Below are 22427 nucleotides of genomic sequence, written 5' to 3'. Positions count from 1 at the left end.
CTGTAGGAGCTGCCGCAGGCGGCGATCTTTTGATGTTGATCTCAAAAAATCAAAAGATCGCAGCCTGCGGCAGCTCCTACAGTGTTTGGCTTCAAATGACGAACAGGTCGATGAAACGATTCACGGGGGTCGCTTCAAGCTGCGCCTGATTCTTGCACAATGCGAAGATCTCGCCGCTGCGCTGCGCAGTGAATCGTGTCAGCAGATTCGCCTTGAACTTGTCCTCCAGCAATGGAATACCTTCGACCCGGCGCCGACGATGGCCGATCGGGTATTCGACCAACACGTTCTCGGTACTCGTCCCGTCCTTGAAAAACACCTGCACCGCGTTGGCAATCGAGCGCTTGTCAGCCTCCAGGTATTCGCGGGTGAAACGCGGGTCTTCGACGATAACCATCTTCTCGCGCAGTACATCGATGATCGGGTGCGCGGCGTGGAAGTCGTCCTCGTACTGTTCGGCCAGCAGATTGCCGAATGCCAGCGGCACGGCGGTCATGTACTGCAGGCAGTGATCGCGGTCGGCGGCGTTGGCCAGCGGCCCGACCTTGGAGATGATGCGAATCGCCGACTCATGGGTGGTGATGACGATGCGGTCGATCTCATGCAAGCGGTTGCGCACCAACGGATGCAAGGTCACCGCCGCTTCGCAGGCCGTTTGCGCGTGGAATTCGGCGGGAAAGCTGATCTTGAACAGCACGTTTTCCATCACGTAACTGCCGTAGGGCCGCGAGAAACTGAAGGTGCGTTTGCCTTCCTGCTTGAGCGCCAGATCGTTATTGGTATGGCTGAACGATACGTCGTAGAAGCCCCACTGCCTGGCCGTCAACACCCCGGGAATACCCATCTCGCCACGCAGGGCAATGTCGGCCAGACGCACGCCGCGGCTGGTCGCATCACCCGCCGCCCATGACTTGCGCGAACCGGCGTTCGGCGCATGGCGATAGGTGCGCAGCGCCTGACCATCGGCGAACGCATGGGACAACGCCGACAGCAGTTGCTCGCGATGGGCACCCATCAGTTTGGCGGTGACGGCGGTCGAAGCGACTTTCACCAGTAGAACGTGGTCGAGGCCGACGCGGTTGAACGAGTTTTCCAGAGCGATCACGCCTTGAATCTCGTGGGCCATGATTATCGCTTCGAGCACGTCGCGCACGGTCAGTGGCGCTTCGCCGTTGGCGATACGTTTCTGCGACAGGTGATCAGCCACCGCGAGAATCCCGCCGAGGTTGTCCGACGGATGCCCCATTCAGCCGCGAGCCAGGTGTCGTTGTAGTCGAGCCAGCGCACGATGCAACCGATGTCCCACGCGGCTTTCACCGGGTCCAGGCGATAGGGAGTGCCAGGCACGCGCGCCCCGAATGGCACGACGGTGCCCTCGACAATGGGGCCGAGGTGTTTGGTGCAATCGGGGAACCGCAGCGCCAGCAGGCCACAGCCCAACGTGTCCATCAGGCAGTTGCGGGCGGTGTCGAGGGCTTCGGCAGATTCGATGTTGAAGGTGAGGACGTAATCGGCGATGTCCTGCAGGACACGGTCGTAGTCGGGGCGGTTGTTCAGGTCGACGTTGGCACTCATGTTCGATTCACTCTGGCAGTGGTTCGTTGATGGGACCTCGGTTCAGGCGATGGATTTTTCTTTTTGAAATGCAATCTCTGTAGGAGCTGCCGCAGGCTGCGATCTTTTGATCTTGATCCTGAAAAGCAAAATCAAAAGATCGCAGCCTGCGGCAGCTCCTACAGTTCTGTTCGGTGTTGGATTCAGAAGGAGTCGCCGGGGATGCGGACGAAGCCTTCCATCAGCACCCGCGCACTGCGGCTCATGATGGCTTTTTTTACCACCCACTCACCGTTTTCCAGGCTGGCCTCGGCACCCACGCGCAGGGTGCCGGAAGGATGGCCGAAGCGCACGGCATTGCGTTCGATACCGCCCGCCGCAAGATTCACCAGCGTCCCGGAAATCGCCGCCGCCGTGCCGATCGCCACCGCTGCCGTGCCCATCATCGCGTGGTGCAGTTTGCCCATCGACAATGCACGCACCAGCAGATCGACATCAGCGGCAGCAATCGATTTGCCGCTGGACGCGACGTAATCCGCAGGCTTGGCGACAAACGCGACTTTCGGCGTGTGCTGCCGCTTGGCCGCTTCATCCAGACTCGAAATCAGGCCCATGCGCAACGCACCGTAGGCGCGGATGGTCTCGAACATCTGCAGCGCTTTCGGGTCGCTGTTGATCGCGCCTTGCAGCTCGGTGCCGGTGTAGCCGATGTCTGCGGCGTTGACGAAAATCGTCGGGATCCCGGCGTTGATCATGGTTGCCTGGAACGTGCCGACTCCCGGCACCTCCAGCTGATCGATCAGGTTGCCGGTGGGGAACATCGAACCGCCGCCGCCCTCTTCTTCCGCCGCCGGGTCCATGAATTCGACCTGCACTTCGGCCGCCGGAAAGGTCACGCCGTCGAGTTCGAAATCACCGGTCTCCTGCACTTCGCCGTTGGTGATCGGCACATGGGCGATGATGGTCTTGCCGATGTTGGCCTGCCACACGCGCACCACCGCGACGCCGTTGTGCGGAATGCGGCTGGCGTCCACCAAACCGTTGCTGATGGCGAACGAACCGACCGCTGCCGAGAGGTTGCCGCAGTTGCCACTCCAGTCCACGAACGGTTTGTCGATGGAGACCTGACCGAACAGGTAATCGACGTCGTGATCAGCCTTGATGCTTTTCGACAGAATCACGGTTTTGCTGGTGCTTGAGGTGGCGCCGCCCATGCCATCGATCTGCTTGTCGTACGGGTCGGGACTGCCGATCACCCGCAGCAGCAAGGCATCGCGGGCCGGGCCGGGAATCTGCGCGGCTTCGGGAAGATCCTTGAGGCTGAAAAACACGCCTTTGCTGGTGCCGCCGCGCATGTAGGTGGCGGGTATTTTGATCTGCGGTGCGAACTTAGCTGCGTGAGCCATGGTGCTCCTTATCCGCAAACGCGGGTCAACCGACCCGCGCTCGCACTACGTGATTTAAACGGCAACCGCCGACTCTTCGAGGAAGTCCTGGGCGAAGCGTTGCAACACGCCGCCGGCCTCGTAGATCGACACTTCTTCTGCGGTGTCGAGGCGGCAGGTCACCGGCACTTCAACGCGCTCGCCATTCTTGCGGTGGATTACCAGCGTCAGGTCGGCACGCGGGGTGCGGTCGCCGATCACGTCGTAGGTTTCGCTGCCGTCGATGGCCAGCGTGTGACGGTCGGTGCCCGGTTTGAACTCCAGCGGCAACACACCCATACCCACCAGGTTGGTGCGGTGGATACGCTCGAAGCCTTCGGCGACGATCGCTTCCACGCCTGCCAGACGCACGCCTTTCGCCGCCCAGTCGCGGGACGAGCCCTGGCCGTAGTCAGCGCCGGCAATGATGATCAGCGGCTGCTTGCGCTCCATGTAGGTTTCGATGGCTTCCCACATGCGCATCACCTTGCCTTCCGGCTCGACCCGCGCCAGCGAACCCTGCTTGACCTTGCCGTTTTCCTGGACCATTTCGTTGAACAGTTTCGGGTTGGCGAAGGTTGCACGCTGCGCGGTCAGGTGGTCGCCGCGGTGCGTGGCGTACGAGTTGAAATCCTCTTCCGGCAGGCCCATTTTCGCCAGGTATTCGCCGGCGGCACTGTCGAGCATGATCGCGTTCGAGGGCGACAGGTGATCGGTGGTGATGTTGTCCGGCAGCACCGCCAGCGGGCGCATGCCCTTCAGCGGACGCGCCCCGGCCAGCGCGCCTTCCCAGTACGGCGGACGGCGGATGTAGGTGCTCATCTCGCGCCAGTCATACAGCGGCGTGACTTTCGGGCCGGTGTCTTCGTGGATGGCGAACATCGGGATGTAGACCTGACGGAACTGCTCCGGCTTCACCGACGACTTCACCACTGCGTCGATTTCTTCGTCGCTCGGCCAGATGTCTTTCAGGCGGATTTCCTTGCCGTCGACCACGCCGAGTACATCTTTCTCGATGTCGAAACGGATGGTCCCGGCGATGGCGTAAGCGACCACCAGCGGCGGCGAAGCGAGGAATGCCTGCTTGGCGTACGGGTGAATGCGGCCGTCGAAGTTACGGTTGCCGGAGAGCACGGCCGTCGCATACAGATCGCGGTCGATGATCTCTTGCTGGATCACCGGATCGAGGGCGCCGGACATGCCGTTGCAGGTGGTGCAGGCAAACGCGACGACGCCGAAACCGAGTTGTTCCAGTTCCGTGGTCAGCCCCGCTTCATCGAGATACAGCGCGACGGTTTTCGAACCCGGCGCCAGCGAGGATTTGACCCACGGCTTGCGCGTCAGCCCCAGCTTGTTGGCGTTGCGCGCCAGCAGGCCGGCGGCGATCACGTTGCGCGGGTTGCTGGTGTTGGTGCAGCTGGTGATGGCCGCGATGATCACCGCGCCATCGGGCATTTGCCCCGGCACGTCATCCCACTGCCCGGAAATGCCTTTGGCCGCCAGATCCGCTACCGCCACACGGGCGTGCGGGTTGCTCGGGCCGGCCATGTTGCGCACCACCGAAGACAGATCGAAACTCAGGCCACGCTCGTATTGCGCGCCTTTCAGGCTGTCAGCCCACAAGCCGTTGAGTTTGGCGTATTGCTCGACCAGTTGCACTTGCTGGTCTTCGCGACCGGTGAGTTTCAGGTAGTCGATGGTCTGCTGGTCGATGTAGAACATCGCGGCGGTGGCGCCGTACTCCGGGGCCATGTTGGAGATGGTTGCGCGATCGCCGAGGGTCAGTGCCGACGCCCCTTCGCCGAAGAACTCCAGCCAGGCACCGACGACTTTCTGTTTGCGCAGGTATTCGGTCAGCGCCAGCACCATGTCGGTGGCAGTGATGCCCGGTTGCAGCTTGCCGGTCAGTTCGACGCCGACGCTTTCCGGCAGGCGCATCCACGAGGCGCGGCCGAGCATCACGCTCTCGGCTTCGAGGCCACCAACGCCGATGGCGATCACGCCCAGCGCATCGACGTGCGGGGTGTGGCTGTCGGTGCCGACGCAGGTGTCGGGGAACGCCACGCCGTCGCGCACCTGGATCACCGGAGACATTTTCTCCAGGTTGATCTGGTGCATGATGCCGTTGCCCGGCGGGATCACGTCGACGTTCTTGAAGGCCTTTTTGGTCCAGTTGATGAAGTGAAAACGGTCTTCGTTGCGCCGGTCTTCGATGGCGCGGTTCTTCTCGAACGCCTGCTTGTCGAAACCGCCCGCTTCCACCGCCAGCGAGTGGTCGACGATCAGTTGCGTCGGCACCACCGGGTTGACCTGCGCCGGATCGCCGCCCTGCTGGGCAATCGCGTCACGCAGGCCGGCGAGGTCCACGAGCGCGGTCTGGCCGAGAATGTCGTGGCAGACCACGCGCGCCGGAAACCACGGGAAATCGAGGTCGCGTTTGCGTTCGATCAGTTGCTTGAGGGAATCAGTGAGCGTGGCCGGGTCGCAGCGACGCACCAGGTTCTCCGCCAGCACGCGGGAGGTGTACGGCAGGGTGTCGTAACTGCCGGGCTGAATCGCCTCGACCGCCGCACGGACGTCGAAATAATCCAGGGAACTGCCGGGCAGGTTTTTGCGGAATGCTGTGTTCATCGGGTCAGGACTCGGGTCACGGTGGTTTCAAAAGGTGGCTGACACAACTCGAGTTGCACACCATCCACTGTGGGAGCGAGCCTGCTCGCGAAAGCGGTAGATCAGTCGACATCGATGTTGGATGTCAGTCCGTCTTCGCGAGCAGGCTCGCTCCCACAGGGTCTAGCGGTGTTCTCTGGTTCCGGGTCAGCTCACCATTCAGCGACGTTCGATTGGCACGAACTTGCGCTGTTCAACGCCGACGTACTCGGCGCTCGGACGGATGATGCGGTTGTTGGCACGCTGTTCGAACACGTGCGCGGCCCAGCCGGTCAGGCGCGAGCAGACGAAAATCGGCGTGAACAGCTTGGTCGGGATGCCCATGAAGTGGTACGCCGAGGCATGGTAGAAGTCGGCATTGGGGAACAATTTCTTCTGCTCCCACATGGTCTTGTCGATGGCTTCGGAAACCGCGAACAACACCTTGTCCCCGACTTCGTCAGCGAGTTTTTTCGACCAGCCCTTGATCACCTCGTTGCGCGGATCGCTGTCCTTATAGATCGCGTGGCCGAAGCCCATGATCTTGTCCTTGCGCTCCAGCATGCCGAGGGTGCCCTTGATCGCCTCTTCCGGCGACGAGAAGCGCTCGATCATTTCCATCGCCGCTTCGTTGGCGCCGCCGTGCAGCGGGCCGCGCAACGAACCGATGGCCGCGGTGACGCAGGAATACAGGTCGGACAGGGTTGATGCGCAAACGCGAGCGGTAAACGTCGAGGCGTTGAATTCGTGTTCGGCGTAAAGGATCAGCGACACGTTCATCACTTTGACGTGCAGTTCGCTCGGCTTCTTGTCGTGCAACAGGTGCAAGAAGTGGCCGCCAATCGATGGCTCATCACTGACGCAGTTGATGCGTTTGCCGTCGTGGCTGAAGCGATACCAGTAGCACATGATCGCCGGGAACGCGGCGAGCAGGCGGTCGGTCTTGTCGCGCTGCTCGGAGAAGTCTTTCTCCGGTTCGAGGTTGCCGAGGAACGAGCAACCGGTGCGCATGACGTCCATCGGGTGAGCATCGGCAGGGATGCGTTCGAGCACTTCTTTCAGTGCCTGCGGCAGATCGCGCAGCTTGCTCAGCTTTTGCTGGTAAGCGTCGAGTTGCGCCTGGGTCGGCAGTTCGCCGTACAGCAGCAGGTACGCCACCTCTTCGAACTGCGCGTCGGCTGCCAGTTCGCGCACGTCGTAGCCGCGATAGGTCAGCCCGGCACCGGCCTGGCCCACGGTGGACAGTGCGGTTTGCCCGGCAACCTGGCCCCGGAGCCCGGCGCCACTGAGTACTTTTGCTTCGGCCATTGCTGTCTCCAATCTTGAATTTGTTAGGGAATCTGCAATTACGGTGTTGTTGGCAAAAGATCGCAGCCTTCGGCAGCTCCTACATCGACCGCGTTCCTGTAGGAGCTGTCGAGTGAAACGAGGCTGCGATCTTTTGATCTTCGCCTTTATTTTTTAGCGGCAAACAACGCATCGAGCTTCTGCTCGAAGGTGTGGTAGTCGATGCGATCGTACAGTTCCATGCGCGTCTGCATGGTGTCGATGACATTCTGCTGGGTGCCGTCGCGGCGGATCGCGGTGTAGACGTTTTCCGCGGCCTTGTTCATCGCGCGGAACGCCGACAGCGGGTACAGCACCAGCGACACATCGGCGCCAGCCAGTTGCTCGGTGGTGTACAGCGGCGTCGAGCCGAACTCGGTGATGTTGGCGAGGATCGGTGCCTTCACGCGGTTGGCGAACAGCTTGTACATCTCGAGTTCGGTGATGGCTTCCGGGAAGATCATGTCGGCGCCGGCCTCGATGCACGCGGCGGCGCGATCCAGTGCCGACTCCAGACCTTCAACCGCCAGCGCGTCAGTGCGCGCCATGATCACAAAGCTGTCGTCGGTACGGGCATCGACGGCGGCCTTGATGCGGTCGACCATTTCCTGCTGGGTGACGATTTCCTTGTTCGGACGGTGGCCGCAGCGCTTGGCGCCGACCTGGTCTTCGATGTGAATCGCCGCCGCGCCGAACTTGATCATCGACTTCACGGTGCGCGCCACGTTGAACGCCGAGGCGCCGAAACCGGTGTCGACGTCCACCAGCAGTGGCAGGTCGCAGACGTCGGTGATGCGCCGCACGTCAGTCAGCACGTCATCCAGGCCGGTGATGCCCAGGTCCGGCACGCCAAGCGAGCCTGCGGCCACCCCGCCACCGGACAGGTAGATCGCCTTGAAACCGGCACGCTTGGCCAGCAGCGCGTGGTTGGCGTTGATCGCGCCGACCACCTGCAATGGATGCTCGCTGGCGACCGCATCGCGGAAGCGCTGGCCTGGAGTGTTCTGCTTGGAACTCATGACTCACCTCGTTCAGTGGCTGTCTTATTGTCGGCGCCGTCCTGGTAATGACGGGCGATGTTGCGTTTCGAGGCGCCGATGTGGCGGCGCATCAACAATTCCGCGAGCTCGCCGTCACGGTCGGCGATGGCATCGAGAATCCGGTGGTGTTCGGCAAAGGCCTGACGTGGCCGGTTGGGCGTGGTGGAAAACTGGATGCGATACATGCGCACCAGTTGATACAACTCGCCGCAGAGCATCTGGGTCAGGGTGCGATTGCCGCTGCCCTGAATGATTCGATAGTGAAAGTCGAAATCGCCTTCCTGCTGGTAATAGCCGACGCCGGCCTGAAACGCCGCGTCGCGCTCGTGGGTTTCCAGCACCCGGCGCAGTTCGTTGATGTCTTCGACGCTCATGCGCTCGGCCGCCAGCCGACAGGCCATGCCTTCAAGGGATTCGCGGATTTCGTAGAGTTCGAGCAATTCGGCATGGCTGAGCGACACCACTCGCGCGCCGACATGCGGTACGCGCACCAGCAGGCGTTGGCCTTCGAGCCGATGAATGGCCTCGCGCAGCGGCCCGCGACTGATGCCGTAGGTGCGCGCCAGCTCCGGCTCGGAGATCTTGCTGCCGGGGGCGATCTCACCTTTGACGATGGCCGCCTGGATGCGCCGGAAGACGTTTTCCGAGAGCGTCTCGGAATCGTCGCCGCTGATGACCGGGGGATCGAGTTGATCCAGCATGATTGTCGACACCCTCAAATCCAATGCGGCAAAAACTAGCCAATTAGCCGGCGCCAGTCAAAGGATAAATCCACATTGTCGACAATCGTCTAATAAACCGAAAAGATCGCAGCCTTCGGCAGCTCCTACAGGATGTACGCGAATCCTTTGTAGGAGCTGCCGCAGGCTGCGATCTTTTGATCTTTTATAGACCGGCCCCAGCGCTGGCGCCATAAAACCACCGTGCTAGAATGCCGCCCGCATTTGCTGGCCATTTGTACGGCTTGTCATAAAAAGCTGATAGGCACACGCAGGCGCTTGCGCAAGTTTTGCCAGGAACCTGAACCGAAAACGGAACGCTGCGCACCAGGATTTATGAGACTCAAGCCCTTCCCCACATTTTTTGCGCTGTTTTGCCTGCCCGGCCTCGCCGCGGCGGGGGAAAAAACCGTGTACGGCCTCAACGAATATGCATCGCTTGACGGCATCAATCTGCAAGTCGCGGCCAAACTCGACACCGGCGCCAAAACTGCCTCGCTGAGTGCCCGCGACATCAAACGCTTCAAACGCAACGGCGAGTCCTGGGTGCGTTTCTACCTGGCGATCGACGCTGCGCATTCGCACCCGATCGAACGGCCGCTGGCCCGGGTCAGCAAGATCAAGCGCCGCGCCGGCGACTACGACCCGGAAGAAGGCAAGAAGTACACCGCGCGTCCGGTGATCGAGCTGGATATCTGCATGGGCACGGCGCTGCGCAGCATCGAAGTGAACCTGACCGACCGTAGTGCGTTCCAATACCCGCTTTTGATCGGCTCCGAAGCGCTGAAACGCTTCGACGCGCTGGTCGACCCCAGTCTTAAATACGCTGCCGGCAAACCCGCCTGCACCATCGCCGCTCATACCGCCGAGTAATTTCCATGCGTTCTCTAACCTTCCACCTGAAAATCCTGATCACCATTCTGGTGCTCCTGGGCGTTTCGGTTACGGCCTATCAGATTTTCGTGCTCGGCATCCCGGTGACCGAAGATGCTACCGACGACCTGTGGAACATCGACGCCAAAGTCGAGTTCGTCGCCAGCACCAAGGATCCGGTGAAAGTCCAGATGTTCGTGCCGCCGCTGAGCCGCGATTACGTCAGCCTCAACGAAAGCTTTATCTCCAATAATTACGGCGTAGCGGTCAACCGCGTCGACGGCAACCGCAAGGTCACCTGGTCGGCACGCCGGGCCAAGGGCAATCAGACCCTGTATTACCGGCTGGTGCTGACCAAGCGTTACACCGCAGAAAAATCCAAGATCAAAGGCCCGACCTTCCGCGACAGCATCGCCATCGAAGGCCCGGAAAAAATCGCCGCCGAAGCCCTGCTCGCGCCGATCCGCCAGCACTCGGCTGACGTCGAAACCTTCATCGGCGAAGCGATCAAACGCGTCAACAACGTCAACGACGACAACGTCAAACTGCTGCTGGCCGGCGACCCGTCAACGCCGCACAAGGCGAAGATCGTCGAACTGCTGCTGTCGATCGCCCACGTGCCGGTGGAGAAAGTCCACACCATCCGCCTCGTCGCCGACCAGCCGCAAACCCCGGAACTGTGGCTGCGCAGCTTCAATGGCAACGACTGGCTGTACTTCAACCCGGAAACCGGCGAGCAAGGCCTGCCGACCGACCGTCTGCTGTGGTGGACCGGTGATGAAAACCTGATCACCGTCGACGGCGCGAAGAAAGCCAACGTGACCTTCAGCCTGAACAACAGCGAGATGAACGCGATTCGTCTGGCCAAGCTGACCGACGAAAACACCGACGCCAACTTTCTCGAATACTCGTTGTACGGCCTGCCGCTGCAGACCCAGCAGACGTTCATGATCATGGTGATGATCCCGATCGGCGTGCTGGTGATCCTGATCCTGCGCAACCTGATCGGCCTGCAGACCCTCGGCACCTTTACCCCGGTGCTGATCGCCCTGGCCTTCCGCGAAACGCAACTGGGCTTCGGCATCCTGTTGTTTACCGTTATTACTGCGCTGGGCCTGTCCTTACGGTCGTACCTGGAACACCTGAAGCTGCAGATGCTGCCGCGTCTGTCGGTGGTGTTGACCTTCGTGGTGGTGCTGATTGCCGCCATCAGCCTGTTCAGCCACAAGCTGGGGCTGGAGCGTGGCTTGTCGGTGGCGCTGTTCCCGATGGTGATTCTGACCATGACCATCGAACGCCTGTCGATCACCTGGGAAGAACGCGGCGCCAGCCATGCCATGAAAGTAGCGATCGGCACCCTGTTCGCGGCGTCCCTGGCGCACTTGATCATGACTGTGCCGGAGCTGGTGTACTTCGTGTTTACCTTCCCGGCGATCCTGCTGATTCTGGTCGGTTTCATGCTGGCGATGGGTCGCTATCGCGGTTACCGCCTGACCGAACTGGTGCGCTTCAAGGCTTTCCTGAAGAAGGCTGACGCCTGATGTTCGGTTTCTGGAAGACCTGGAAGGCTCTGGAGGCGCGGGGCATCATGGGCATCAATCGGCGTAACGCCGACTACGTGCTCAAATACAACAAGCGCAGCCTGTACCCGATCGTCGATGACAAGATCATCACCAAGGAGCGCGCGATCGAGGCCGGCATTCATGTGCCGGAGCTGTATGGCGTGATCTCCACGGAGAAGGAAATCGACAAGCTCGACGCGATCATCGGCGGGCGCAACGATTTCGTGATCAAGCCGGCTCAAGGTGCGGGCGGTGACGGCATCATCGTCATCGCCGACCGCTTCGAAGGCCGCTATCGCACGGTCTCGGGCAAGATCCTTGCCCACGAAGAGCTCGAGCACCACATCTCGAGCATTCTCACCGGCCTGTATTCGCTGGGCGGTCACCGCGACCGTGCACTGATCGAATACCGGGTGACCCCGGATCAGATCTTCAAGAGCATCAGCTACGAAGGCGTGCCGGACATCCGCATCATCGTGTTGATGGGCTACCCGGTGATGGCCATGCTGCGCCTGCCAACCCGTCAGTCCGGCGGCAAGGCCAACCTGCACCAGGGCGCCATCGGCGTCGGTGTCGATCTCGCCACCGGCCTGACCCTGCGCGGCACCTGGCTGAACAACATCATCAACAAACACCCCGACACCACCAACGCGGTGGATGGTGTGCAACTGCCCTACTGGGACGGTTTCATGAAACTCGCCGCCGGCTGTTATGAACTCTGCGGCCTGGGCTACATCGGTGTGGACATGGTGCTGGACCAGGAAAAAGGCCCGCTGATTCTGGAGCTGAATGCGCGGCCGGGGCTGAATATCCAGATAGCCAACGATTGCGGGCTGACCCAGCGTACGCATGCGGTCGAGGCGCATCTGGAGGAGCTGAAGGCGCGTGGCGTGACCGAATCGGTTGAAGAGCGGGTGGCGTTTACTCAGAAAATGTTTGGGCATAGTCCGGCGGTCGAGGGCTGATCCAGTACCGAGTCGCCGCCTTCGCGAGCAGGCTCGCTCCCACAGGAAAATGCGTTCCAATGTGGGAGCGAGCCTGCTCGCGAAGGCAGACTGCCGGTCACCGCAGGTTTCAACGCGGCCCCCAACCTGCCAATCCCCGACATCCCCTCTAGGAGCAATTCCCGCAGAGGACTACAATCCCCACCCCGCCTCGATGGCCGATCTGCCCCGCCCATGTTGACCTGTTCCGTACACCCGCTGCCCTACCGTGCCAACCCCGCCGACTATTTCGCGGCCATCCGCCATGCGCCCGGTGCGGTGCTGCTCGACAGCGGCCGGCCGAGTGCCGACCGTGGCCGTTATGACCTGCTCAGCGCCTGGCCGCTGGCACAACTGGCGGTGTTGCCCGATGAAAGCGGCGACGTATTCCTGCAACGCCTGCGGGATAATCTGACTCGCCTGGGCGAAGCGCAACTGCCTGCCGAATATGACCTGCCTTTCGCCGGCGGCCTGATCGGCTATCTGAGCTACGACTTCGGCCGACATCTGGAGAATCTGCCGAGTCTGGCCCAGGACGATCTGCAACTGCCCGACGCGCGGTTTGGCCTGTACGACTGGGCGCTGATCAGCGATCACCAGACCGCCACCAGTCAATTGGTGTTTCACCCGTCACTGGCCGACAGCGAGCGGCAACGGCTGATTGCGCTATTCAGCCAACCGACCTCAGCGCCGCTCACGCCGTTCAAGCTGCACACGCCGATGACTGCCGATCTTTCGCCGGACGATTATCGCCGGGCGCTGGAGCGCATTCATCAATACATCCAGGCCGGCGACTGCTATCAGGTCAACTTCGCCCAGCGTTTCCGCGCAACCTGTCAAGGCGATCCATGGCTGGCCTACTGCGCGTTGCGCGAGGCTTGCCCGACACCGTTTTCCGGTTTCCAGAGCCTGCCCGACGGCGACGCGGTGTTGAGCCTGTCGCCAGAGCGCTTCGTCAAAGTCAGCCAACGCCAGGTGGAAACCCGCCCGATCAAAGGCACTCGCCCGCGCGGCCTGACGCCTGCCGAAGACGCGGCCAACGCCGCCGAACTGCTGGCCAGCCCCAAGGATCGCGCGGAAAACCTGATGATCGTCGACCTGCTGCGCAACGACCTCGGCCGCACCTGCCGCATCGGCTCGGTGCGGGTACCGGAGCTGTTCAGCCTGGAAAGCTATCCGAACGTGCATCACCTGGTCAGCAGCGTGACCGGGGAACTGGCGGATGACCGCGACGCACTCGACCTGATCGCCGGCAGTTTCCCCGGCGGCTCGATCACCGGCGCGCCGAAGATCCGCGCGATGCAGATCATCGACGAACTGGAACCGACGCGACGCGGGCTGTATTGCGGCTCGCTGCTGTACCTGGACGTACGCGGCGAGATGGACAGCTCCATCGCGATTCGCAGTCTGTTGGTCAAGGATGGGCAGGTATGTTGCTGGGGGGGCGGCGGGATCGTGGCGGATTCGGATTGGCAGGCGGAGTATCAGGAGTCGATTACCAAGGTCCGAATCCTCCTCGAAACCCTGCAGAACCTTTAAAAGCTTAAAAGCTTCGCGAGCAGGCTCGCTCCCACATTAGGAATGCATTTCCCTGTGGGAGCGAGCCTGCTCGCGAAGGCGCCCTTCCAGACGACTACAAACTCAACGCTCTGTTAGAAGCCTTGAGGAATTCCTGCTTCAACTCGGCAAACGTATGCACCGCCGGGAACTGCGGGAACTCGCGAATCACGTTGTCCGGCGCATGGAACAGAATCCCCGCGTCCGCCTCGCCGAGCATGCTCGTGTCGTTATACGAATCGCCCGCCGCAATCACTCGGTAGTACAGGCTCTTGAATGCCAGCACCGACTGACGCTTGGGGTCTTTCTGACGCAGTTGATAGCTGGTCACCCGCCCACTGTCGTCAGTGATCAGACGGTGGCAGAGCAAGGTCGGGAAGCCCAGTTGGCGCATCAGCGGCTGGGAGAATTCGTAAAAGGTGTCCGAGAGAATCACCACCTGGAAGCGCTCGCGCAGCCAGTCAACGAACTCCACCGCGCCATCCAGCGGCTTGAGGGTGGCGATCACTTCCTGAATGTCCGAGAGTTTCAGGCCGTGCTCGTCGAGGATGCGCAGACGCTGCTTCATCAGCACGTCGTAATCGGGAATGTCCCGGGTCGTGGCCTTGAGGGATTCGATTCCGGTTTTTTCGGCGAAGGCGATCCAGATTTCCGGTACCAGTACCCCTTCAAGATCCAGGCAAGCAATTTCCACAAGACACTCCCGTTTGTAGTGATTATTGAGTCGAGCGAGCCCGAACTCTAGCGACTCCCCCGCGACCGCGCAACGCAGCGGGCGCCCCTTACTCCGCCGCTTTTTGTTACCATCGCCGCCATATAGAGCGCCCAGCGCCACCGACCTGTAGGAAGCCGCCCTGATGAGCCCAACGTTCGATGTCGTGGAACTCGCCACGACCTATGCCAACAAATCCGCCCAGGACATCCTGAAACTCGCGTTCGCCGAGTTCGGTGATGAACTGTGGATCTCTTTCAGTGGCGCCGAGGATGTGGTGCTGGTGGACATGGCCTGGAAGCTGAACAAGAACGTCAAGGTGTTCAGCCTCGACACCGGCCGCCTGCATCCGGAAACCTATCGCTTCATCGATCAGGTGCGCGAGCACTACAAGATCGACATCGAACTGATCTCACCGGACTACACGAAACTCGAACCGTTCGTGAAGGAAAAAGGCCTGTTCAGTTTCTACAAGGACGGTCATGGCGAATGCTGCGGCATTCGCAAGATCGAGCCGCTGCGCCGCAAACTGTCTGGCGTCAAAGCCTGGGCCACCGGCCAGCGCCGCGACCAGAGCCCGGGCACCCGCAGCGCCGTGGCGGTGCTGGAAATCGACACCGCGTTCTCCACCCCGGAACGCACCCTGTACAAATTCAACCCGCTGGCGCAAATGACCAGCGAAGAGATCTGGGGCTACATCCGCATGCTCGAGCTGCCCTACAACAGCCTGCATGAGCGCGGCTTCATCAGCATCGGCTGCGAACCCTGCACCCGACCGGTCCTGCCGAACCAGCACGAACGCGAAGGCCGCTGGTGGTGGGAAGAAGCCACGCAGAAAGAGTGCGGGCTGCATGCGGGGAATATCATCAGCAAGGCCTGATCTCCAAATCCAGTGACATTCCCTGTGGGAGCGAGCCTGCTCGCGAATACGTAGTCTCAGTCGATATCCTCGTTGACTGATCCAACGCATTCGCGAGCAGGCTCGCTCCCACATTTTGCACCTGCGCGACCTGAGAAATGTGTACACACGAATGTCACCATCGGTGCCATTTATGTGTGCACTTTTTGTTTTCACGCCCTGAAAAGTTACATCCCTTGGCAAAGCGCCTTTGTCTTGCCACCTCCGCAAAATCCCCCGCAAAAAATAAATAACTGTTCAATCGGTCAATTTATAACCAAATATTTTCAACCACTTAGCGCTCATCGATAACTTTTCGAAATGACCGCAGCGCTCCATAGATCGCTGACTGGCACAGATCTGGCTTTAGTGCATACATGTTTTGTATACAAAACTGCAAAACATCTATCCACACTTTCGATCCGCAAGCCTGAAGCGCCCTATCCCGTACAGGCTGCAGATGCCCCGTAACCAGTGATGTCTGCTGGCCGCGACGAAGATTTGTCGAGCCCTGAGCTCATGCACAGTCATCGCGGCCCCGCCCATCAGGAGCCTGCCGGAATGCGTACAAGTCTCTCCAACAACATCGCGTTGAATCTGCCTGCCTCTGCACTCGACCAACCATCGCCCGACGCGGGTCTGGCCGCCCCGCTACAACTGAGCCCACGCCTGCACAACAGCGACCTCGCACCGACCCGGGCCGAAGGGCGGCGCTGGGGCAAGTACAGCATCTTCGCCCTGTGGACCAACGATGTGCACAACATCGCCAACTACTCGTTCGCCATCGGCCTGTATGCGTTGGGCCTGGGCGGCTGGCAGATTCTGCTGTCACTGGGGATCGGTGCGGCGCTGGTGTACTTCTTCATGAACCTGTCCGGCTACATGGGGCAGAAAACCGGGGTGCCGTTTCCGGTGATCAGCCGGATCAGTTTCGGCATTCACGGCGCGCAGATTCCGGCGTTGATTCGCGCGGTGATCGCCATCGCCTGGTTCGGTATTCAGACGTATCTGGCGTCGGTGGTATTTCGCGTGCTGCTGACGGCGATTCACCCCGGTTTCGCCGACTACGACCACAACTCGATCCTCGGTCTGTCAACGCTGGGCTGGGTGTGCTTCGTGGTGATCTGGTTCGTGCAACTGGCGATCCTCGCCTATGGCATGGAAATGGTCCGCCGTTACGAAGCCTTTGCCGGGCCGGTGATTCTGCTGACCGTTGCCGCGCTCGCTGCGTGGATGTACACCCAGGCCAACGCGACCATTGCCTGGTCGATCCGCGACCCGCTGACCGGTGGCGAGATGTGGCGCAATATCTTTGCCGGTGGCGCCCTGTGGCTGGCGATCTACGGCACGCTGATCCTCAATTTCTGCGACTTCGCCCGCTCCTCGCCATGCCGCAAGACCATCAAGGTCGGCAATTTCTGGGGCCTGCCGGTCAATATTCTGGTGTTCGCTGCCATCACCGTCCTGCTCTGCGGTGCGCAATTTCAGATCAACGGGCGGGTCATCGAAAGCCCGACCGAAATCATCGCCTCGATCCCCAACACGTTCTTTCTGGTCCTCGGTTGCCTGGCGTTCCTGATCGTCACCGTGGCGGTGAACATCATGGCCAACTTCGTCGCCCCCGCCTTCGTACTGAGCAACCTGGCGCCGAAATACCTGACTTTCCGCCGCGCCGGGCTGATCAGCGCGACCATCGCCGTGCTGATCCTGCCGTGGAACCTCTACAACAGCCCACTGGTAATCGTGTATTTCCTCTCAGGCCTCGGCGCCCTGCTCGGCCCGTTGTACGGCGTGATCATGGTCGACTACTGGCTGATCCGCAAAGGCCGGATCCACGTCCCGCAGTTGTACAGCGAAGATCCCGACGGTGCCTATTACTACAGCCGCGGGGTGAATTTACGCGCGGTGGCGGCGTTCATTCCTGCGGCGCTGATTGCCATCGTCCTGGCGCTGGTCCCGGGTTTCCACAGCATTTCGCCGTTCTCCTGGCTGGTGGGTGCCGGCATCGCCGCCCTGCTCTACCTGATCATCGCCAAGCGTCAGCCGCACTACGCCGACGTCAGCGGCGAATCCATCGCCGTCGATAACGTCAGCCATTAATTTCCTCGCGGCCCGGACTTCGGGCCGCTGAACTGCCCGCAATAAGGACTTCTCATGCGTATTCTTGTGGTCAACGTCAACACCACCGAATCCATCACCCAGGCCATCGCCCGCTCGGCGCAGACGGTCGCGTCTCCCGGCACGGAAATCGTCGGCTTGACGCCGTTCTTCGGCGCCGACTCGGTGGAAGGCAATTTCGAAAGTTATCTGGCGGCCATCGCCGTGATGGATCGGGTGATGTCCTACGACCAGCCTTTCGACGCGGTCATTCAGGCGGGTTACGGCGAACACGGTCGCGAAGGTTTGCAGGAACTGCTCAACGTGCCGGTGGTGGACATCACCGACGCCGCTGCCAGTACCGCGATGTTTCTCGGCCACGCCTATTCGGTGGTCACGACGCTGGATCGCACTGTGCCGCTGATCGAGGATCGGCTGAAACTGTCCGGCTTGTGGGATCGCTGTGCCTCGGTGCGGGCCAGCGGTCTGGCGGTTCTGGAACTGGAGCACGAGCCACAACGGGCGCTGGAAGCCATCGTGCAACAGGCGGAACTGGCAGTCACCCAGGACAAGGCCGAAGTGATTTGCCTGGGTTGCGGCGGCATGGCCGGGCTGGATGAACAGATCCGCCGCCGTACCGGGGTACCGGTGGTGGATGGCGTGACGGCGGCGGTGACCATTGCTGAATCGCTGGTGCGGCTGGGGTTGTCGACGTCCAAAGTGCGGACTTATGCGACGCCGCGGCCGAAGCAGATCATTGGCTGGGCGGAGCGGTTTGCCCGTTAGACCGCGTTATCGTTCTTCGCGAGCAGGCTCGCTCCCACATTGGATCTGTGGCGTTCAAAAATCCCCTGTGGGAGCGAGCCTGCTCGCGAAAAGGTCAACTCGGTCCCAACCCGTCCTCAAACAGCACTGAACCGCTGCGCCAACCCCTTCTGAGCAAACTGCTCAATCACAAAATCGACAAACGCCCGAGTCTTGCCTGGCAACAATTTGTGCTCGGCGTAGTAGATCGAAATGTTGCCGTCATCGATGTACCAGTCCGGCAGCACGCGCTGCAATGTGCCAGCCTCCAGATACCTCACGGCAAACGGCATGCTGACCAGCGCGATCCCCAGCCCCTGCGCTGCCGTGGCGCAGGCGGCTTCGGAGTCGCTCATGGTCATTCGCGTCTTCAGGGTCAAGGGCTGACAGAGCTGACTGCCGCTGCTGATCAACTGCCAGGAGCGCACCCGACCGGTTTGCGGCGAACGGATCAGGATGCCATCGTGACGCTGCAGATCATCCGGCTCTGCAACAGCTTCGTGCTTTTGCAGATAGTCAGCAGACGCCACCAACACGCGATGTGCGGGTGTCAACTTGCGCGCGACCACGCCTTGGGGCAATTCAAATCCGCCACCAATCGCCGCATCGAATCCCTGCCCAATCAAGTCGACCTGACGGTTATCAAAATGCCAGTCCGGGTTGATCGCCGGAAACCGACGTAAAAACTCTTGCAGCAACGGCACGATGTACAAACGCCCGAATACCGTGCCCATGCTGACTTTCAACGTCCCCGCCGGCAGTCCTTCCACACTCGACAGATTGGCCACCGCATTCTGAATCGTCGTCAGACTGCCACTGACCTGACTCAAAAACAGCTTGCCGGCCTCGGTCAGGGTCAGGCTGCGTGTACTACGCTGGAACAGCCGTACACCGAGCCGCACCTCGAGCTTCGCCACACTCTTGCCGACGGCGGCCGGGGTCAGGCTCAAGCGCCGGGCGGCCTCGGCAAAGCTGCCGACTTCGGCGCTGCGCACGAAGCATTCGATACTGCTGAAAGTTTCCATGATCGCCACTATAAACTTCTGGTTTACACAGACTATAGCAATCATGGTCTACACGGTTGTCGATGCGAGGCCGATACTCGGCTCCAACAACAAGGCACCCCGCCTTGAATTTTCTGGAGATCGAACATGACCACTCAACACCTCAGCGGCAAAGTCGCTCTGATTCAAGGCGGTTCCCGTGGTATCGGCGCCGCCATCGTCAAACGTCTGGCCGCCGAAGGCGCCGCTGTCGCATTCACCTACGTCAGCTCCACCGCCAAGGCCGAAGAATTGCAAAACAGCATCACCGCCAACGGCGGCAAAGCGTTGGCGATCAAGGCCGACAGCGCCGACGAAGGCGCTATCCGCAACGCCGTCAGCGCCACCGTCGACGCCTTTGGCCGCCTGGATATTCTGGTGAACAACGCCGGCGTCCTGGCCATCGCGCCGCTGGAAGACTTCAAACTGGAAGACTTCGACCAGACGCTGGCGATCAACGTACGCAGCGTGTTCATCGCGTCTCAGGAAGCCGCCAAGCACATGGGCGAAGGCTCGCGCATCGTCAACATCGGCAGTACCAACGCCGACCGCATGCCCTTCGGCGGTGGCGGTGTGTACGCGATGAGCAAATCAGCATTGGTCGGTCTGACCAAAGGCCTGGCCCGCGACCTCGGCCCGCGCGGCATCACCATCAACAACGTGCAACCCGGCCCGGTCGACACCGACATGAACCCCGCGCACGGTGATTTCGCTGAAAGCCTGATCCCGCTGATGGCGGTGGGCCGTTACGGCACTGCCGATGAAATCGCCGGTTTCGTCGCCTATCTGGTGGGCCCGGAAGCCGGTTACATCACCGGTGCCAGCCTGACCATCGACGGTGGTTTCGGCGCCTGATTGCGCTGAATCCCGGGTACAAAAAACGCCGCACCTCTTTACAGAGAACGGCGTTTTTTATGAGCGCTTTACTGACAGATCAAGCCCACTCCAGCGCTGGCAAACCGCAGGCACTCGGGGTGAACGCCTTAAGCGTGCGCAGAATCCCGTCGGCGTGAGCGTATTTTTCATCAGCCATGGCCGCGTCGGGAATCGCGATGGCCGTCATCCCCGCCGCTTTCGCCGCGGTCACGCCAAACGGCGAATCCTCGAACACCAGGCAATCCTCAGGCGCGACACCCAGACGCCGGGCCGCAGTGAGGAAGATGTCCGGCGCCGGCTTGGCTGCGCCGACTTCCGGGTCGTCCGCCGTGACAATGAAGTCGAACAGCGCAAACCAGTCGCGGTGCAAGGTGGTTTTCTGGCCGAACGACTGCCGCGACGAACTGGTGCCCACGGCGATCGGAATGTTGTGTGCCTTGAGGTGGCGAATCAGCTCCTCCGCGCCCGGCATCGCCTGGGCCCTGGGAAAGCGTTCACGCATCAGCGGCTCGCGGATCACCAGAAACTCTTCAGCGCTGATCGGCAGATCCAACGCCTGCACCACGTAGTTCGCCAAGTCATTGGCGCCGCGACCGATGATGTTCTGTTTAACGCTCCAGTCGAAGGTCCGCCCATAGCGCTCGGCAATGAGCGAGGTGACCTCGGTGTAGATGCCTTCGGTGTCCAGCAGCAAACCGTCCATGTCGAAAATCACGGCCTTGATCGGGCCAAACGTCTTCATCGGTGCATTCATCATCGGATCCGTTATCAAAAACATCCCGGGCGGCCCAGCTGGCGCCGCTGCTTGGATCTGATTAATGGGTTCAGCAGCATAGCGAGGCCAGCGGACATTGAGCAACGGGCAATGTTTACCGGCCGTGGAATGACTCGCTGATGTTTAGCGAAAAGCCCTACAGATAACGCCTACTTTCCCGACTTCTTTCCACTTTGATCCCCCGCAAAGTCCGCGCACCTCTTTCACGTGCGCGAGTGCTTGCGAATGTTCCAAACCGATCGGCTCCTGGCCCTGAACAACAGCATCGGCCTGCTGGTGGTTGCCGCCCTGAACCCGCAACACCCGGACTTCGAAACGCTGATCCGCGAGTTCCGCCTGTGCCTGAACAACTACGAGGCCTGGGCCGAGCAGTTCTGGACCGGGACGGCGCTGGACGTCGAGCAGGTGTTCAAGGTCGGCGACGACGTGCACCTCAGCGCTCCAGTCAAATCCCGCCAGCCGATCCAGACCTCGGTGGTCATGTGCCCCGCGAGCGGCCCGTTGACCCTGGTGCACCTGTTCGAGGCGGCGCGCTTCGTACCGATCGGCGATACGCCGGTGATGCTCGAGCCAATAATCGGCGAGGTCGACGGGGTATTGAGTTTCGGTGAACCACTGCGCCATACCATCGGCCCGAGCGGCATTCTGGAAGTCAGCGACTGCGACCGGGGCCAGCGTTATCGCATCACCTTCTTTCCTGATGTTTCCACCGACCATATCCAAGCGCTGTACGCCTCCTATGAAGAGATTCTGGATGGGTTGGTGGTCTGGCTTCGTCAGGAGTGGCACGGGTTTCAGCCGCTGTGGACGGAGTTTTCCGGCGCCGGTTTCGCTGATCGTTACCAGCAGTTGCAACAGACTGACTGGCGCAGTTTCGAGAAAACCCTGCACGACATTTGGGGTGACGTTAAACAACTGTTTGGCCTGCTCGCCGACCTGCAGGCCAACAGCGAAAAACTGCTGCAGTACTTGAGCGATGTCGAGTTGCAAGCGCTGCTCGACGCCTCCGGCGAGGCCATCGCCAATGGCTTGCTGATCCTCAGTGACGAGCCGTTGCTGTTTATCCATCTGGCCGCGTTTAGCAGTTGGTTGAAGATGCTGCCGCCGCAGTACCTGGCGGAAGTGGTGGCAGAAGTCCGGTTCGAGTTGTTGATCAGCTTTTTGCTGATGCGCGTTTGCGGCGGCGTTGGCGTGCCCGTGCGACTGAGCAGCAAGGTGCTGAGCAAGATCAAGTCGCCCCGGGCGCGGCAATGGCTGGCCGCATCGGCCTTGCGCCTGAGCGAACTGACTTCCCTTGCGGATCTGAACAAGCATGCGGGCGCGTTGAAGCCATTGATGGTCAATGCACGCAATGTGTCTTTGAAGCCGACACCAGCGATCCCTCTGAACATTCGCAAGGCCGACTCGGTCGTGCTGAGTGTGCCGAATCCGGCGCCGATGGCGCGGGAAAAGTCGCGGAACACCACCCGGATGGAGCGTCACGAACCCCACGACGACAATCCCGATCAAGCGAAAAACCCCAACGGCGACAGCGC

General features: G+C 60.9%; 16 protein-coding genes and 2 pseudogenes. 9 read left to right on the top strand and 9 right to left on the bottom strand.

Features of this window, described 5'->3' with window-relative positions; all coding sequences use genetic code 11:
• Window positions 1–91 precede the first annotated feature (91 nt).
• From prpD to ACM6HV_RS00065, 6 genes and pseudogenes are all read right to left on the bottom strand, one after another.
• Window positions 92–1575, bottom strand: a pseudogene (gene prpD / locus ACM6HV_RS00090) (2-methylcitrate dehydratase).
• A 182-nt stretch (window positions 1576–1757) separates the two neighbouring features.
• On the bottom strand, window positions 1758–2960 hold the full coding sequence (gene prpF / locus ACM6HV_RS00085) for a 2-methylaconitate cis-trans isomerase PrpF (RefSeq protein ID WP_414902785.1): 1203 nt from the start codon (window positions 2958–2960) through the stop codon (window positions 1758–1760).
• 54 nt (window positions 2961–3014) lie between these two features.
• Window positions 3015–5609, bottom strand: coding sequence for a Fe/S-dependent 2-methylisocitrate dehydratase AcnD (acnD, locus tag ACM6HV_RS00080; RefSeq protein WP_414902783.1), 2595 nt, complete (start codon window positions 5607–5609; stop codon window positions 3015–3017).
• A gap of 198 nt (window positions 5610–5807) precedes the next feature.
• On the bottom strand, window positions 5808–6935 hold the full coding sequence (gene prpC / locus ACM6HV_RS00075; protein ID WP_198760313.1) for a 2-methylcitrate synthase: 1128 nt from the start codon (window positions 6933–6935) through the stop codon (window positions 5808–5810).
• A gap of 146 nt (window positions 6936–7081) precedes the next feature.
• Window positions 7082–7972 carry a methylisocitrate lyase gene (gene prpB, locus ACM6HV_RS00070; RefSeq protein WP_041067638.1) on the bottom strand — a complete coding sequence of 297 codons (891 nt, stop codon included), beginning with the start codon at window positions 7970–7972 and terminating at the stop codon, window positions 7082–7084.
• Entirely contained in the window at window positions 7969–8691 is a 723-nt protein-coding gene (locus ACM6HV_RS00065) for a GntR family transcriptional regulator (protein ID WP_414903034.1), read from the bottom strand. Before ACM6HV_RS00065 ends, prpB begins: the two co-directional genes overlap by 4 nt.
• A gap of 357 nt (window positions 8692–9048) precedes the next feature.
• Here ACM6HV_RS00065 and ACM6HV_RS00060 point away from each other — a divergent pair, with 357 nt between their 5' ends.
• From ACM6HV_RS00060 to pabB, 4 genes are all read left to right on the top strand, one after another.
• Window positions 9049–9585: an ATP-dependent zinc protease gene (locus ACM6HV_RS00060; RefSeq protein ID WP_025110318.1), complete on the top strand. Its 537-nt coding sequence runs from the start codon at window positions 9049–9051 to the stop codon at window positions 9583–9585.
• A gap of 5 nt (window positions 9586–9590) precedes the next feature.
• Window positions 9591–11126 (top strand): inactive transglutaminase family protein, encoded by a 1536-nt coding sequence (locus ACM6HV_RS00055; protein ID WP_041067624.1) that lies wholly within the window; start codon window positions 9591–9593, stop codon window positions 11124–11126.
• Window positions 11126–12112 carry an alpha-L-glutamate ligase-like protein gene (locus tag ACM6HV_RS00050; RefSeq protein ID WP_414902781.1) on the top strand — a complete coding sequence of 329 codons (987 nt, stop codon included), beginning with the start codon at window positions 11126–11128 and terminating at the stop codon, window positions 12110–12112. Before ACM6HV_RS00055 ends, ACM6HV_RS00050 begins: the two co-directional genes overlap by 1 nt.
• Window positions 12113–12325: 213 nt before the next feature.
• On the top strand, window positions 12326–13669 hold the full coding sequence (pabB, locus tag ACM6HV_RS00045) for an aminodeoxychorismate synthase component I (RefSeq protein ID WP_414902779.1): 1344 nt from the start codon (window positions 12326–12328) through the stop codon (window positions 13667–13669).
• 94 nt (window positions 13670–13763) lie between these two features.
• Here the strand turns inward: pabB and thrH are convergent, their stop codons facing one another.
• Window positions 13764–14381 carry a bifunctional phosphoserine phosphatase/homoserine phosphotransferase ThrH gene (thrH, locus tag ACM6HV_RS00040; RefSeq protein WP_145593250.1) on the bottom strand — a complete coding sequence of 206 codons (618 nt, stop codon included), beginning with the start codon at window positions 14379–14381 and terminating at the stop codon, window positions 13764–13766.
• A gap of 163 nt (window positions 14382–14544) precedes the next feature.
• Here thrH and ACM6HV_RS00035 point away from each other — a divergent pair, with 163 nt between their 5' ends.
• From ACM6HV_RS00035 to ACM6HV_RS00025, 3 genes are all read left to right on the top strand, one after another.
• On the top strand, window positions 14545–15279 hold the full coding sequence (locus ACM6HV_RS00035) for a phosphoadenylyl-sulfate reductase (protein ID WP_145593249.1): 735 nt from the start codon (window positions 14545–14547) through the stop codon (window positions 15277–15279).
• A gap of 579 nt (window positions 15280–15858) precedes the next feature.
• Window positions 15859–17397, top strand: coding sequence for an NCS1 family nucleobase:cation symporter-1 (locus ACM6HV_RS00030; RefSeq protein ID WP_414902778.1), 1539 nt, complete (start codon window positions 15859–15861; stop codon window positions 17395–17397).
• 54 nt (window positions 17398–17451) lie between these two features.
• Window positions 17452–18180, top strand: coding sequence for an aspartate/glutamate racemase family protein (locus tag ACM6HV_RS00025; protein WP_041067608.1), 729 nt, complete (start codon window positions 17452–17454; stop codon window positions 18178–18180).
• Window positions 18181–18296: 116 nt separating this feature from the next.
• Here ACM6HV_RS00025 and ACM6HV_RS00020 read toward each other — a convergent pair whose 3' ends face one another.
• Window positions 18297–19223, bottom strand: a complete 927-nt coding sequence (locus tag ACM6HV_RS00020; RefSeq protein ID WP_414902776.1) for a LysR family transcriptional regulator — start codon at window positions 19221–19223, stop codon at window positions 18297–18299.
• A gap of 126 nt (window positions 19224–19349) precedes the next feature.
• Between ACM6HV_RS00020 and ACM6HV_RS00015 the strand changes: the two genes are divergently transcribed.
• Window positions 19350–20096: a 3-oxoacyl-ACP reductase family protein gene (locus tag ACM6HV_RS00015; protein WP_047292979.1), complete on the top strand. Its 747-nt coding sequence runs from the start codon at window positions 19350–19352 to the stop codon at window positions 20094–20096.
• A 79-nt stretch (window positions 20097–20175) separates the two neighbouring features.
• Here the strand turns inward: ACM6HV_RS00015 and ACM6HV_RS00010 are convergent, their stop codons facing one another.
• Complete coding sequence (locus tag ACM6HV_RS00010) at window positions 20176–20871, bottom strand: HAD-IA family hydrolase (RefSeq protein ID WP_108182142.1); 696 nt, start codon at window positions 20869–20871, stop codon at window positions 20176–20178.
• 246 nt (window positions 20872–21117) lie between these two features.
• On the opposite strand from ACM6HV_RS00010, the pseudogene ACM6HV_RS00005 reads away from it, so the two are divergent.
• Window positions 21118–22427, top strand: a pseudogene (locus ACM6HV_RS00005) (type IV secretion protein Rhs); the annotation flags it as partial.

It is taken from the genome of Pseudomonas sp. IT-P260, assembly GCF_949768395.1.
Classification (GTDB): Bacteria; Pseudomonadota; Gammaproteobacteria; order Pseudomonadales; family Pseudomonadaceae; genus Aquipseudomonas; species Aquipseudomonas parakoreensis.
The sequence above is the reverse complement of the archived record's forward strand: the minus strand, read 5'-3'. Positions and strand labels throughout refer to the sequence as shown.

Coding starts and splice junctions, on each gene's coding strand:
- prpF (WP_414902785.1), bottom strand. CDS start 2,960: ATGGCTCACGCAGCTAAGTTCGCACCGCAGATCAAAATACCCGCCACC.
- acnD (WP_414902783.1), bottom strand. CDS start 5,609: ATGAACACAGCATTCCGCAAAAACCTGCCCGGCAGTTCCCTGGATTAT.
- prpC (WP_198760313.1), bottom strand. CDS start 6,935: ATGGCCGAAGCAAAAGTACTCAGTGGCGCCGGGCTCCGGGGCCAGGTT.
- prpB (WP_041067638.1), bottom strand. CDS start 7,972: ATGAGTTCCAAGCAGAACACTCCAGGCCAGCGCTTCCGCGATGCGGTC.
- ACM6HV_RS00060 (WP_025110318.1), top strand. CDS start 9,049: ATGAGACTCAAGCCCTTCCCCACATTTTTTGCGCTGTTTTGCCTGCCC.
- ACM6HV_RS00055 (WP_041067624.1), top strand. CDS start 9,591: ATGCGTTCTCTAACCTTCCACCTGAAAATCCTGATCACCATTCTGGTG.
- ACM6HV_RS00050 (WP_414902781.1), top strand. CDS start 11,126: ATGTTCGGTTTCTGGAAGACCTGGAAGGCTCTGGAGGCGCGGGGCATC.
- pabB (WP_414902779.1), top strand. CDS start 12,326: ATGTTGACCTGTTCCGTACACCCGCTGCCCTACCGTGCCAACCCCGCC.
- ACM6HV_RS00035 (WP_145593249.1), top strand. CDS start 14,545: ATGAGCCCAACGTTCGATGTCGTGGAACTCGCCACGACCTATGCCAAC.
- ACM6HV_RS00030 (WP_414902778.1), top strand. CDS start 15,859: ATGCGTACAAGTCTCTCCAACAACATCGCGTTGAATCTGCCTGCCTCT.
- ACM6HV_RS00025 (WP_041067608.1), top strand. CDS start 17,452: ATGCGTATTCTTGTGGTCAACGTCAACACCACCGAATCCATCACCCAG.
- ACM6HV_RS00020 (WP_414902776.1), bottom strand. CDS start 19,223: ATGGAAACTTTCAGCAGTATCGAATGCTTCGTGCGCAGCGCCGAAGTC.
- ACM6HV_RS00015 (WP_047292979.1), top strand. CDS start 19,350: ATGACCACTCAACACCTCAGCGGCAAAGTCGCTCTGATTCAAGGCGGT.
- ACM6HV_RS00010 (WP_108182142.1), bottom strand. CDS start 20,871: ATGAATGCACCGATGAAGACGTTTGGCCCGATCAAGGCCGTGATTTTC.